This window comes from Curtobacterium sp. MCBD17_008 (assembly GCF_003234475.1).
GTDB lineage: Bacteria > Actinomycetota > Actinomycetes > Actinomycetales > Microbacteriaceae > Curtobacterium.
This window is the reverse complement of sequence record NZ_QKTK01000019.1, coordinates 1-13,011: the sequence shown is the minus strand read 5'-3', so window position 1 is coordinate 13,011 and position 13,011 is coordinate 1. Positions and strand designations below refer to the sequence as shown.

Annotated in this window: 9 protein-coding genes, 1 rRNA gene and 1 pseudogene; 5 read left to right on the top strand and 6 right to left on the bottom strand. The window is 71.0% G+C overall.

Features of this window, described 5'->3' with window-relative positions:
• Window positions 1-258 precede the first annotated feature (258 nt).
• From DEI95_RS14695 to DEI95_RS14685, 3 genes are all read left to right on the top strand, one after another.
• Window positions 259-2,358 (top strand): nuclease-related domain-containing DEAD/DEAH box helicase, encoded by a 2,100-nt coding sequence (locus DEI95_RS14695; protein WP_220036660.1) that lies wholly within the window; start codon window positions 259-261, stop codon window positions 2,356-2,358.
• Between the two features lie 71 nt (window positions 2,359-2,429).
• A complete protein-coding gene (locus tag DEI95_RS14690) occupies window positions 2,430-4,388 on the top strand; it encodes an SNF2-related protein (RefSeq protein WP_111060699.1) in 1,959 nt (652 codons plus the stop codon).
• A gap of 96 nt (window positions 4,389-4,484) precedes the next feature.
• The gene (locus DEI95_RS14685) at window positions 4,485-5,093 is read left to right on the top strand and encodes a C-terminal helicase domain-containing protein (protein ID WP_111060698.1); all 609 of its coding nucleotides are present in this window, start codon (window positions 4,485-4,487) and stop codon (window positions 5,091-5,093) included.
• Here DEI95_RS14685 and DEI95_RS14680 read toward each other — a convergent pair.
• The 4 genes from DEI95_RS14680 to DEI95_RS14665 form a co-directional block, all read right to left on the bottom strand.
• Window positions 5,090-6,376, bottom strand: coding sequence for an exonuclease domain-containing protein (locus DEI95_RS14680; RefSeq protein WP_111060697.1), 1,287 nt, complete (start codon window positions 6,374-6,376; stop codon window positions 5,090-5,092). The genes DEI95_RS14685 and DEI95_RS14680 overlap by 4 nt on opposite strands.
• A gap of 166 nt (window positions 6,377-6,542) precedes the next feature.
• Window positions 6,543-7,373, bottom strand: a complete 831-nt coding sequence (locus DEI95_RS14675; protein ID WP_111060696.1) for a hypothetical protein — start codon at window positions 7,371-7,373, stop codon at window positions 6,543-6,545.
• Window positions 7,374-7,682: 309 nt separating this feature from the next.
• Window positions 7,683-8,129: a hypothetical protein gene (locus DEI95_RS14670; RefSeq protein ID WP_111060695.1), complete on the bottom strand. Its 447-nt coding sequence runs from the start codon at window positions 8,127-8,129 to the stop codon at window positions 7,683-7,685.
• 127 nt (window positions 8,130-8,256) lie between these two features.
• Window positions 8,257-8,472, bottom strand: coding sequence for a DUF1653 domain-containing protein (locus DEI95_RS14665; RefSeq protein WP_111060694.1), 216 nt, complete (start codon window positions 8,470-8,472; stop codon window positions 8,257-8,259).
• 79 nt (window positions 8,473-8,551) lie between these two features.
• Here DEI95_RS14665 and DEI95_RS14660 point away from each other — a divergent pair, with 79 nt between their 5' ends.
• Both DEI95_RS14660 and DEI95_RS14655 read left to right on the top strand, forming a co-directional pair.
• On the top strand, window positions 8,552-11,080 hold the full coding sequence (locus DEI95_RS14660; protein WP_111060693.1) for an excinuclease ABC subunit UvrA: 2,529 nt from the start codon (window positions 8,552-8,554) through the stop codon (window positions 11,078-11,080).
• A gap of 99 nt (window positions 11,081-11,179) precedes the next feature.
• Window positions 11,180-11,686 (top strand): annotated as a pseudogene (locus DEI95_RS14655) (very short patch repair endonuclease); the annotation flags it as partial.
• Window positions 11,687-11,846: 160 nt separating this feature from the next.
• Here the strand turns inward: DEI95_RS14655 and DEI95_RS14650 are convergent.
• Window positions 11,847-12,779 carry an NADP-dependent oxidoreductase gene (locus DEI95_RS14650; protein ID WP_111060691.1) on the bottom strand — a complete coding sequence of 311 codons (933 nt, stop codon included), beginning with the start codon at window positions 12,777-12,779 and terminating at the stop codon, window positions 11,847-11,849.
• 126 nt (window positions 12,780-12,905) lie between these two features.
• Window positions 12,906-13,011, bottom strand: a 5S ribosomal RNA gene (gene rrf, locus DEI95_RS14645); the annotation flags it as partial.

Genomic DNA, 13,011 nt, shown 5'->3' with positions numbered 1-13,011 from the left:
GTTGAGGTTGCTCCACCCCTCGAAGGCGGGACCCAACGGAACCGCAGACCTCGTGCTGAAGATCGCACACGGCCCGCTTGGTCCGAGGGCGTCCTCACCCTGAGACGGCCGATTCGAGATCGAGGCTTTCCGGTCCAACCGAATGCACCCCGAACGGGTACTGCCCCGCAACACTCGCAACCCACGAGGATGATCCAGCACCGCACGCCCAGGGGAAGACGCGCGGTGCGCTGAGCAAGATCCCCGCAGGGAACCACCATGACGATGGCCGGAGAATCGGCAGGCACCGAAGCCCGCCGTCAACGAGCCCTCGCAGCCGAGCACCACCGCCGCGCCGACGACGCCGAGCAACGCGCCGCCCGCTTCGAAATTGCAGAACGCACCGAGAGCGAGACCGCCCGCGTCCTCGCCCCCCTCGCCGGTATCGGCTACTACCTCCTCGCCGACCGTCGTTGGCCAGGCAGCCGCACCGCCCAGGTCGACATGGTCGTCGTCGGCAGGGCAGGGGTCTTCATCGTCGACACGAAAGCCTGGCGCGACGTCGCCGTCCACGACGACCGCATCACCCGCGGCCAGGAGGACGTCACCGACGACATCGCCCGCCTCGCCGACCTCGCGTACTCGACCGAGGCGGCACTCGCCAACACCGGACTCGCTCCGGGCGAGGTCCACGCCATCGCGGCGCTGGCAGGCCAGAAGAGGATGCACGCGCAAGTCGCGTCGGTCGACGTCCTCGGCGTCCACGACGTCATCGGTCACATCACAAAGCGCGGCGCCCGCCTCTCCTCGGATCGCGTCGACCAGGTCCTCGCCGCACTCCTCCAGCACTTCCCCGTCATCGACGGCACCGCGGGGCCCGAACCGCAGATCGTCGTGCCCGCACCGGTCCTCCCACGCCAGCAGACTCCTCCAGTCGAGCCCCTCGACGACGAGATCGTCGACCACCTCCTCGACGGCGTCCTCGAAGCGCCGATCGAGGACTGGATGGCCTTCCTCGACCCCGCTCAGGCGAGGCTCGTCCGGCGGAACTTCAACGGACCAGCTCGCATCCGCGGCGCCGCCGGCACCGGTAAGACCGTGGTCGGCCTGCACCGCGCCGCCTACCTCGCGCGCGCCACCGGCGGCCGCGTCCTGTTCACCACCTACATCCGAACCCTCCCCGCGGTGCTCGAGTCACTGCTCGAGCGGCTCGCGCCCGACATGGTCGGCCGCGTCGACTTCGTCAACGTTCACGCTTTCGCGAACCGTCTCCTCAAGGAACGCGAAGTCGCCTTCCGCGTCGACACCCTGGAAGCCGAGCGCGCCTTCTCCGACGCGTGGAACGTGATCAGCGCCTCCAGTGCGCTGAAGGCGGCGCGCTTCACGCGGCGCTACTGGGAGGACGAGATCGCGTACGTCATCAAGGGCCGGGGGTTGACGCACTTCGACGAGTACGCCGACCTGGCTCGCGTTGGCCGAAAGCACGCGCTGCCCGTCGACGTGCGCCATGCGGTCTGGGACCTCTACGAGGCGTACACGAGCAACCTGCGACAGCGTGGTGTGTGCGACTTCGAGGACACGGTGCTGCTCGCTCGCGATGCCGTGCGCGAGATCCCGCTCGACCGGTTCGACGCGGTGATCATCGACGAGGCCCAGGACTTGTCCTGCGCCATGGTGTCGCTGCTGCACGCGCTCGTCGGCGACCGGCCCGACGGGCTCACCCTGATCGGTGACGGCCAGCAGACGATCTACCCCGGCGGGTACACCCTCGGCGAGGTCGGCATCAGCCTGGCCGGCCGTGGTGTCGTGCTCGACGTCAACCACCGGAACACCGCTGAGATCCTCGACTTCGCCAAGCAGATGGTGGCCGACGACCAGTTCGTCGACATCGAAGGCGTCGACGGCGTCGGTGACGCGGTCTCCGACGTCACCCGGTCCGGCGAAGAACCCGGCTTGCACCACTTCACGAACCGAGCGGACCACGACTCGGCGCTGCTGGCTCGCGTCGAACAGGTCCTCCGCCTGGTCGGTACCGGTCGTGGTGACGTCGGGATCCTCACGGCAACCAACCCGCAGGCGGACAAGGTCCGAGCACTGCTCGGCTCCGCCGGAGTGGCATCGGTGTCACTCAAGGACTACGCGGGCAAGAGCTCCGACCAGGTCCGCGTCGGCACCATCAAGCGGGCGAAGGGCCTCGAGTTCAAGCAAGTGCTCCTGCCGCACGTGCCGGCGAAGCTCCTCGCCGACGCTCCGCAGACCGAGTCCGTCGCCGTTCGTGAGCGTCGGGAGCTCGACCGCCGCGAGCTCTACGTCGGCATGACCCGGGCGCGCGACGGGCTGTGGGTGGGCGCTGTTGGCAAGGTGGGCTGCACCGGCTGACGGTCGTGTTTTGAATGTCTGACGTCGATCTCCGCCATGCCACGATGAACCAACGACCCTAGGGGGCACCAATGGTCGACAAAGCTCTCCGTGACCGCCTACACACGCTGTCCGAGGCGGCCACAGAGATCCGCCACCACCGCGCCTCCATCCAGGAAACAGCCGTATCGGCGAAGGACCAACTCCTCACCCGCCGCCTGACGATCACCGGCCCGGCCCTCTCCTGCTCCGTCCTCCCCCTCCGCCCCACCGACACCGCACTCGCCGCCGCGATGCAGCACGCCGCCACGCTCCCCCAGCTCGACGCCCCCGCCGAGAACGTCCTCACGGTCCTGTCCAAGGACGTCCCCCTAGCCCTCGCCGACGAGGACGCAGCCTCCGGCATCGCCGGCATCTTCGCCGGCAAGGAGCGCCGCGAAGCAGCCGCACGAGCCGAGTACTACCTGGCCGAGACGAGCGCGTGGCTCGACGCCAGCGGCGCCCTCACCGCGCTCCAGGCCGTCGACACCCGCCACGTCCCCCGACCCGACGTCACACTCGACGCCCTGCTCGACACCGAGGGCCCGCTCCTCACCGCCACCGCACACCTCGGCCCGGTCGCCCTGATCGACCTCGCCCCGATGTCGCACCTCCCCACCACGATCGCGACGCTCCGCACGGTCGTCGAGACCGAACAGGAGGCCCGGACCCGCGTCCTCGACGCCGGGCACCGTGTGCGGGACGTCGCGGCCCGGCGCGAGCTGAACACGATGGACATCGACCGGCTGCGCGAGGTGACGCGGGACCAGCTCCGCCTCGGCGCCGTCCGCGACGCGGGCATCACCACGGTCGGCGAGCTCCTCCGCGCACCGATCACCCCCGGCCAGTTGCCCGGTATCGGCGAGACCACGGCCGCGCGCATCAACGCCGCTGCTCGGTCGATGCAGGACGCGGCCCGCGAGGACAGCCCCGTCCAGATCGACGCCCGCCGGCAGGACACCGCGAGCGTCGCGTTGGTCTCGGCGCTCCGGCAGTGGGAGGCCGCGAAGAACGGCGGCGGCCCCCGCACCGCAGTCCTGGTCGACGAGCTCGCTCCCCTGGCGGACGCAGTCGCGCAGCGCGCCGTCCTGGGGATCGTGCACCAGCCGGGCGCACGGGCCTCCGGTTCGTTCAACCCGGCCGAGGGCGCAGTCGAGCGGATTGAGGCCGACGCCGACGACGCGCGCCAGCGCGCAGTCCGTGCAGCTGGGGACCGCGACCGCATCGCGACGACGGACGACTGGAGCGACTTCCTCGACCGCCCGGCGAGTTACTTCGCCCTCCTCGACGAGGTCGGCCTCACCGACTCGACGACGGCCGGCCGCGGGTCGCTCCCGGAGGGCCTGATCGAGCAGATCGAGCAGTTCCACCTCGACACGTCCCTCCTGTCCGCATCGCTTCGCGGGTACCAGCGCTTCGGTGCGGCGTTCGCGCTCGTGCAGGAGCGGGTCGTAATCGGGGACGAGATGGGCCTGGGCAAGACGGTCGAGGCACTCGCGGCGATCGCGCACCTGGCCGCCACCGCTCCGGACAGCATGCCCCGCTTCGTGGTCGTGTGTCCCGCCGCGGTGGTGGCGAACTGGCTGCGCGAGACTGAGAAGCACACATCGGTGCCGGCGTTCCGCATCCACGGCAACGAGCGGGTGCGCGGCATCAGCGGCTGGCTGCGCGAGGGCGGCGTCGCCGTCACCACCTACGAGACGCTCGAGTGGTTCCGCACGGAGGTGCCCGAGGATCAGCGGTTCGCCGCGGTCATCGTCGACGAGGCGCACTACGTCAAGAACCCCGACGCCAAGCGCACGAAGCACACCCGTGCCCTCCTCGCACGCGCCGACCGTGCACTGCTCATGTCCGGCACGCCGCTCGAGAACCGTGTCGAGGAGTTCCGAGTGCTCATCGACCACATCCGCCCGGATCTCATGGTCGGCGAGGACGACGACGACCCGTTGACGTTCCGGAAGCAGATCGCGCCGGTGTACCTCCGCCGCAGCCAGGAGGACGTGCTCACCTAGCTCCCGGAGCTGGTCGAGGTCGAGGACTGGACCGACCTCACCCCGGCCGAGGCCGCGCGCTACGCCGCGGCGCTCGACAGCGACAGCTTCCACACCATGCGGCAGCTCGCGATGCTCGACGGTGACGCCTCGAGCAAGATCGCGTCGCTCCGCGACGTCATCGCGGAGGCCCGCGCCACCGGCCGCAAGACGATCGTCTTCTCCCACTACCGCGCCGTCCTGGAGGCGGTGCTCGCCGCCGTCGACGGGACCGTCTTCGGTCCGCTCAGCGGCTCCACCCCACCCTCCGGGCGTCAGGACATGATCGACGAGTTCTCCGCAGCAGCTCCGGGAGCCGTGTTGGTCGCGCAGATCATCGCCGGCGGCGTCGGCCTCAACATCCAGGCCGCATCGGTCGTGGTCATCTGCGAGCCGCAGCTCAAGCCGACGACGGAGTGGCAGGCGATCGCACGAGCCCGTCGGATGGGGCAGCTCGACGTCGTGCAGGTGCACCGCCTCCTGTCCGAGGACGGCGTCGACGCTGCGCTCGTGCGGATGCTCGCGCGGAAGACCAGGACCTTCGCGGACTTCGCCGCGGTGAGCGAGACGGCGAGCGCGTCGGCGCAGGCGTTCGAAATCTCCGAGTCGCAGCTCATCGCGCAGGTGCTCGCCGAGGAGCGTGCTCGGCTGGCCGGTGCCGTGGCGACACCGGAGCCAGCCGTCTAACGGGCCGAGCCCTGACCTGCGGCAGCGAGCGCCGCCTCCAGGACGTCCTCTTCGATGATCGGGATGCCGTACTGCCGCGCCTTTCGTGCCTTGCCGGACAGGCTGTCGACGTCCGCCGCGATGAGCACGGCGGTCTTCTTCGTGACGTTCGGTGCCGACTTGATGCCGAGCCGCGCGAGGTCCGCCTCGATCTCCGGCCGGCTCCGCCGCATCTCACCGGTGAGGGTCACGATGCTGCCCTCGCCCAGGTCGATCGACGGCTCTGCAGCTGCCGCGGTCGACGTCGGCTGCTGCGCGGCGGAGAACGACCGTGCACCCATGCGGGCGGGCTGCCGGCTGTGCACCGCGTGCTCGAGCTCGTCGTCCGTCACTCCGAGCAACCGCGCGACCCGCTCGAGCTGGATGTGGTCCTGGATGGTCAAGACGCCGTCTGCCCAGACCACTTCGACCAGGTCGCCGAAGTACCGCTGGTGCAGATTCGCACGGGCAGCCGCGTCCAGCCCGAACTCGGTCGCGTAGGCGCTGAGCTGATCAGCGTCGCTGGCGGCGAGCAGGTCCTCGGAGACCGCACGGTCGAGGACGGCCGCGTAGAGCGTCGCCTCCGCGCTGCCGGCGACGGCGGGCAGTCGGTCCGTCGCCACGTCGACGCGGGTCCGGGGCCCTGCTCCGGTCGAGCGGTTGCGCGCGATCCACGCCCGACCGCTGCGCGGGACTCCGGGCCACCGCTGCCCACCAGCCACGTCGCCCCAGGTCGTCCACCGCGGATCACGGCGGGACGATCCGATGTAGGCGCCGAGCAGCCGGGCGGTGGCATGTGCGTCCGCGAGTGCTTCGTGAGCGTCGACGAGCTCGATGTCGTAGGCGCTGCAGCAGTCGGCCAGCTTCCGGCCGGAGCCGGGGAGGAACTCCTGCGCGAGCCGCATGGTGCAGAGCGCGCTGCTTGCTTGCTTCAGTGGCGAGGGGTGTCCGAGCCGTTCGAACTCGGCGTGCAGGAACCGCGCCTCGAACGAGGCGTTGTGCGCGACGACGACGCGACCCTGCAGACGCTCTGCCAGGTCACCGGCGACGTCCGCGAAGGTCGGAGCACCCGCCATGTCGGCACCACGGAGGCGGTGGATGTGCACGGGGCCGAGGTCGCGGTTCGGGTTGACGACGGTCTCGAAGGTCTGCTCCACCTCGCCGTCCGGCGTGACGTGGACGATCCCGATCTCGATGATGCGGTGCCCGTACGACGGAGCGAGTCCGGTCGTCTCCAGGTCGATCACCGCGTAGCCGTTGTGCATCGTGCACTCCTCCTCAGCACCACGGTCCCGCGCGGCGCTGCACCATCATCACCGCGATGGTGACCCGCGGCGACCACCTGTTCGAGGGGCGTCCGCCCGAGCCCTCGACCGAGCAGATCCAGCGCAGGTTGCACGAGCGAACACGATCAACCGCGTGCTGAGCGGCTCACTCCTCGTCGACCGCGTTCGGGTCGACCAGACAGCCGCTCTCCAGCAGGACGTCCTCGGCGCGCTGCCCGATCGTCGCCCGCCCGTGCCAGTCGTCCGGCACGAAGAGGTAGCCGCCACCGCCGTCGTACCGCTGGTACAGCTCGTAGCCCTCGTCCCGCAGCAGACGGACTGCGGGCTCGCTCATCCGGGTGCCTTCGGCGTCTGACCCCGCTCCGGACGGCGACGGGGACGCCGCGGTCGATCCGCCGTCGTACCACCACGAGTAGCGGACCATCGTGCCCACGTCGTGGTTGTCCAATCGGCAGGAGTCTGTCTCGACGTCCGCCGCCGGAGCCGAGCTGTCCCGGCCCATCGACGCGACGACTCGGTCGCCGAGCACGCGCAGCTCCTCCTGTGCCTCCGGGATCGTCCGCGCCGTCTCCCCGTCGGTCGGCGGCTGCGCACGCTCAGCAGCATCGGACGCCAGAGACACCCCCTGGACGAAGGGCAGCGGCAGGAGCGTGACGCCTCCGAGCGCCATGAGGAGCAGACACACGGTCGGACCGACGAGGCTGACCGACCGGCCGCCACGCGCCTCCCGACGAAGACTGACGAAGCCCCAGAGCGGTACCCCGAACCCGAGCGCTGCAGCGATCACGTAGGCGAGCATCATGCCCCCGTCCGACCACCGGCCCGACCACGGTCCTGCGGTCGACAGGATCGACGCCAGCGCCAACCACCAGCCGACGAACAGCGCGACGATGCCGCCCGCGATCCAGCCGCCGCCGTGCGTGCGGTGCCCGTGTTGCGGCGCACCGCCGCCCGCGGTTTCGTTGTCCTCCGCCATGCTTCCCCCTCGACTCAGTTCCACGTCCTGATCGCCACGACCAGCAGCAGCGGCACGAACCCGAGTCCGGTCCACTCCACGAGCGCGCCAGCGAGCAGTTCGTACACGGTGCACGCTGCCGCCACTGCAATGCCGTCGACCGTCCCTCCCCCGTTCCCCGCACCCACCGTACTGACCGGCCGGCCGGGAGGCAGCGCACCAGCCCGCCACGCGCCTCCCGTCCGCACCCTTCGGACGGGAGGCGCGGCACCGGTGCGCACCGCCCCTCCCGTCCGTTCCTTCCCGTCCCGGCCAACCCAGTGGTCCGGGTCATCCCTCGGCGTCAGCACGCTCCTCGCGCGCCCATCGGTCGAGGAGCGGTTCCGCGCACTTGTAGACGAGGACACTGATGCTGGCGGCCAGCAACGCAGACCATCCGCTGGCCAGGATCGGCAGGAGGAGCAACCACAGGAAGGCGAGCGACGTGGCCTCCGCTGCAAGGGCCCCTGCCCAGCGGTAGCTGCCGAACGGCCTCCTCGAAACCCGTTCGAGCGGGCCTCCGAACCAGATCGTCACCACCACTGTGACCATCAACCATCCCGCGACCAGAACCGGTGACACTCCCGCTCGGAGTCCGCCGAGGTCGGGGATGAGCGCCACCGAAGCCACACCGATCACCAACGGCGCGGTGACGACGAAGACCGAGGCCCCGAGGAACGCGATGAGGACCAGTTTCCCGCCGGAGCCGAGCGGCGGAAGGGATGGTTCCTGGTCCATCGTTCGCGTTCCTTTCCCCGGGGGCACGTCTCGTAGGCACTGGTACTCCACATGATAGATCGCGCGTGCTGGTCCTCAGCACTGCGGACTCTCGTCGGGTACGCTCCGCGGGTCCCGTCTCCGATCGCTACCCGATCGGCACGAACCGCGCCCCCTCGTACCCGTCACGCGAGACGTGCGCCGTGAAGTCCGTCAGGGACCGCACCCAGTGCCCCCGCTCCCCGTACAGGGCCCGGTACACGACCACCGGCTCCTCGGTCTCCACGTCCTTGGCGACGAGCACGACCTCGTACTCCCCGCCCTTGAAGTGGCGGTACCGGCCGGGCATCACGTCGCTGCTCATGCCCCCGATGCTAGGGCGACACGTCAGGACCGGGCCCGCCCCATCACCGCCCCGCCGCAACCCGCCTAGGCTCGAACGGATGCCCGCTCCCCGCACGACCCGTCCCTCGACCACCTCCCCCGACGAGATCGCGGGCCACGACGCCGCTGCGGGCCGCGAAGACAAGTCCGGTCTCGGCGCCACCGCTCGTCCCGGCGCCACTGCCGGTCCCGACGACACCACTCGCGACGGCTTCATCCGCGTCCGCGGCGCTCGCGAGAACAACCTCCGCGACGTCGACGTCGACATCCCCCGCGACCGCATCGTCGCATTCACGGGCATCTCCGGCTCCGGCAAGTCGAGCCTCGCGTTCGGCACGGTCTTCGCCGAGGCACAGCGCCGCTTCCTCGAGTCCGTCGCCCCGTACGCCCGCCGCCTCATCGCGCAGGGCTCGACCCCGCACGTCGACTCGATCACGGGCCTCCCACCGGCCGTCGCCCTGCAGCAGCGTCGCGGCGCCCCGAGCTCCCGCTCGACCGTCGGCACGCTCACGACGCTGAGCAACTCGACGCGCATGCTCTACTCCCGCGCCGGCACGTACCCGGAGGGCGCGGACCAGCTGTACTCGGACTCGTTCTCCCCGAACACGGTCGCCGGCGCCTGCCCGCGCTGCCACGGCCTCGGCGTCGCCCACGAGGTGACCGAGGCCTCCGCCGTCCGCGACCCGTCGCTGAGCATCCGCGACGGCGCGATCACGGCGTGGCCCGGTGCGTGGCAGGGCAAGAACCTCCGCGACGTGACGGCCGGCCTCGGCTACGACATCGAGCGTCCCTGGCGCGAGCTGCCCCAGGAGGACCGCGACTGGCTGCTCTTCACCGAGGAGCAGCCCGTCGTCGAGGTGCACCCGAAGCGTGACCGCGTCGCGAAGCCGTACAAGGGCCGGTTCTGGAGCGCCCGCCAGTTCGTGCTGCACACGCTCGCCGATTCGCAGAGCGAGACGCAGCGGAACAAGGTCCTGCAGTTCGTCGAGTCCGGCCCGTGTTCGCTCTGCGGCGGGACCGGTCTCACGCGCGCCGCACTCGCGGTGACGTTCGGTGGCCGCACGATCGCCGAGCTGAACGCGCTGCCGCTGTCCGGCGTCGCCGAGGTCCTCCGTCCGGTCGCCGAGCTCACCGACGCCACGGCGGCCACGTCCCGCACGTCATCGGGTGAACAGACCGAGGTCGCGGTCACCATCGCGCGAGACCTCCTCGGCCGGGTCGAGGTCCTCACCGGCCTCGGCCTCGGCTACCTCAGCCTCGACCGCGCCACCCCGACGCTCTCCCCCGGTGAGATGCAGCGCCTCCGCATCGCCACACAGCTGCGGAGCGGCCTCTTCGGTGTCGTCTACGTCCTCGACGAGCCGAGCGCGGGCCTCCACCCGGCCGACGCCGAGCCGCTCGTCCAGGTCCTCGAGGACCTCCGCGCCAGCGGCAACAGCGTCTTCGTCGTCGAGCACGACATGCGCATCGTCCGCCGAGCCGACTGGATCGTCGACGTCGGCCCCGGTGCCGGCTCCGCCGGCGGCACGGTCCTCTACAGCGGCCCGGTCGACGGCCTGGCCGACGTCGAGGCGTCCGTCACCCGCCGCTTCCTGCAACCGCGCGCCTCCGGCCTGGAGGCCCGCCCTCCTCGACAACGGTTCGGCACCCTGGAACTGCGGGGCGTGACGCAGCACAACCTCCGGGACCTCGACGTCGACGTGCCGCTCGGCGTCCTCACCGCCGTCACCGGAGTGTCTGGGTCGGGCAAGTCGTCGCTGGTGGGTGGCGTCCTCGCGAACCGTGCCTCCGAGCACCCGCAGGTCAGCCGCGTGTTCGAGGTCGACCAGAAGCCGATCGGCCGCACGCCCCGCTCGAACCTCGCCACCTACACGGGCCTGTTCGACGCGGTCCGTGCCGCGTTCGCCGCGACCGACGACGCGAAGGCCCGCGGGTGGACGGCCGGCCGGTTCTCGTTCAACGTCGTCGGCGGCCGGTGCGAGGTGTGCCAGGGAGAGGGCTCGGTGTCGGTCGAGCTGCTGTTCCTGCCGGGCAGTTGGGCGCCGTGCCCGGAGTGCCACGGCTCCCGCTACAACGACGAGACGCTCGAGGTCCGCCTCGACGGCGTGACGATCGCCGACGTCCTCGGCATGACCGTGGACGAGGCCGCACCGTTCCTCGCCGACCTCCCCGCCGCCGCACGTGCCTTGAACGCCCTGCAGCAGGTCGGCCTCGGCTACCTCCGACTCGGGCAGCCCGCACCGGAGTTGTCCGGCGGCGAGGCGCAGCGCATCAAGCTCGCGACCGAGCTGCAGCGCGCCCGCTCCGGCCACACGCTGTACCTGCTCGACGAGCCGACCACGGGCCTCCACCCGGCCGACGTCGAGCGCCTCACCGAGCAGCTGTCCCGCTTGACGGACGCGGGCAACACGGTCGTCGTGGTCGAGCACGCGATGTCCGTCGTCGCTGCCGCCGACCACGTGATCGACATGGGGCCGTCCGGCGGCGACGAGGGCGGCCAGGTCGTCGCTTCGGGCACGCCCGCCGAGGTCGCTGCTTCCCCGTCGAGCCGCACGGCGCCGTACCTCCGCGCCGAACTCGAGGGCTGACCGCCGGAGTCCTCCACAGATCGCACCGATGCGCCGCGAGGTGCACCGCTCGCTCGGTAGCGTCGCGGCAGGCAGCACTGGGACGCCGACGAGGAGCGCAGCCGCCACATGGCCCGGTTCGGGCGCCGTGACACTGCGCCGGAGCTCGCCCTGCGCCGCACCCTCCACGCCCGCGGCCGTCGGTTCTTCGTCGACCGCCAGATCAGCGCCCGGACACGAGCGCGTGCCGACCTCGTGTTCCCCCGTGCCCGCGTCGCGGTGTTCGTGGACGGCTGCTTCTGGCACTGGTGCGAGGAGCACGCACACTTGCCGAAGGCGAACGCCGAGTTGTGGCGCACGAAGCTGCTCGCGAACCGGCAGCGTGACGCATGGCACGACGCCGTCCTCCGCAGCGAGGGTTGGAGGGTCATCCGCGTCTGGGAGCACGACGACGTCCAGACGGCCGCGGACACGATCGAGGCCACGCTCGACCGCTGGTACCGGATCACAGGCGGCGCTCGGCAGCGGCCACCACACCCCTGTCCGGTTGTCAGCCCGCAGCGGCGGACGCCTTCCGGGCCCCGGTCGCGTCCTCCGCCGACGGCCGCCCGTACGCCTGCCCGGTAGTCCCGCGAGAGATGCGACGCTCCGGCATGCACGGTGCGACGCTCGACGTCGACGGTGGCATCGCGGCGACCCGCCTCCGCTGACGCACGACGAACGGACGGGAGGCCCGGCACCAGCTGGTGTCGGACCTCCCGTCCGTCAATCGCTCACGACAGTTGCGTCACCAGGTGAGGACGAAGCGACCCCGCGTCCCGCCAGCTTCGAGGCGTTCGTGCGCCTCCGGCGCCCGCTCTGCCGGCAGGACCTCGGCCACCCGGGGCACGATCGTGCCGTTCTCAACGCCGTGGCGCAGCCGCTCGAGCTTGTCGAAGGACCGGTACTCACTGAACACGGACACCCGCTCGAACCGGATACCGGGTGCGCCGTTGCCGTCCCAGCCGCGGACGTCGACGAACACACCACCCTCGCGGATGGCCGGGACGACGGTGTCCCGCTGCAGGGCGCAGTCGAACAGGGCGTCGACCCCCTCGGGCACGACGGCTCGCACGGAGGCAGCGAAGTCGTCCCCGCGCGGCACGATGTGGTCCGGCCCGAGCGAACGGACCAGCGCCTGGTCCTTCTCGGAGCTGTCCGCGATCACGGTGATGCCGGCGGCCTTCGCGAGCTGCACGACGTAGTTGCCGAGGAGTCCGGCGGCGCCGGTCACGGCGAGCGTCTGCCCCCGCTCGAGCCCGGCGAGCTCGAGCATCTGGATGGCGGTGAGCCCGTTCATCGGCACGGTGGATGCTTGCTCGATCGTGGTCCCGCGCGGGATCCGCGTGAACGACCCGACCGGGGCGACGAGGTATTCGACGTACGCACCGCCGTGCCCGGTGAGCGGGAGGGCGATCGCCATGACCTCGTCACCGACGGACCACCCCTCGACGTCCGGTCCCACCTCGTCGATGACGCCCGCGGCATCCATCCCGGGCACGTACGGAGCCGTGGCCTTCGAGCTGTCGCGCTCCCCCGCCCGCACGCCCGTGTCCGTGGGGTTGACCGCGAAGGCCCGGACGGCGATGCGGACGGAACCGGCACCGGCGTGCACCTCGGGCACTTCATGGACGGCGAGGGCTCGAGGCCCTCCGAACGTTCCGACTCCGACGACCTTCATGTCTCCGGTCTACCCGGACCGCGACACCGCCCGCTCAGCCGGCGTGTGGGGACGCGAAAGAGCCCCTGACCGGGGTGAGCATTGCTGCTCACCCCGGTCAGGGGCTCGATCGTTCTGTGAAAAGAAGTCCGGCGGCGTCCTACTCTCCCACAAGGTCCCCCTTGCAGTACCATCGGCGCTGAGAGGCTTAGCTTCCGGGTTCGGAATGTGACCGGGCGTTTCCCTCTCGCTA

Coding starts and splice junctions, on each gene's coding strand:
- DEI95_RS14680 (WP_111060697.1), bottom strand. CDS start 6,376: ATGCACAACGGCTACGCGGTGATCGACCTGGAGACGACCGGACTCGCT.
- DEI95_RS14665 (WP_111060694.1), bottom strand. CDS start 8,472: ATGAGCAGCGACGTGATGCCCGGCCGGTACCGCCACTTCAAGGGCGGG.
- DEI95_RS14690 (WP_111060699.1), top strand. CDS start 2,430: ATGGTCGACAAAGCTCTCCGTGACCGCCTACACACGCTGTCCGAGGCG.
- DEI95_RS14670 (WP_111060695.1), bottom strand. CDS start 8,129: ATGGACCAGGAACCATCCCTTCCGCCGCTCGGCTCCGGCGGGAAACTG.
- DEI95_RS14650 (WP_111060691.1), bottom strand. CDS start 12,779: ATGAAGGTCGTCGGAGTCGGAACGTTCGGAGGGCCTCGAGCCCTCGCC.
- DEI95_RS14675 (WP_111060696.1), bottom strand. CDS start 7,373: ATGGCGGAGGACAACGAAACCGCGGGCGGCGGTGCGCCGCAACACGGG.
- DEI95_RS14660 (WP_111060693.1), top strand. CDS start 8,552: ATGCCCGCTCCCCGCACGACCCGTCCCTCGACCACCTCCCCCGACGAG.
- DEI95_RS14685 (WP_111060698.1), top strand. CDS start 4,485: ATGCGGCAGCTCGCGATGCTCGACGGTGACGCCTCGAGCAAGATCGCG.
- DEI95_RS14695 (WP_220036660.1), top strand. CDS start 259: ATGACGATGGCCGGAGAATCGGCAGGCACCGAAGCCCGCCGTCAACGA.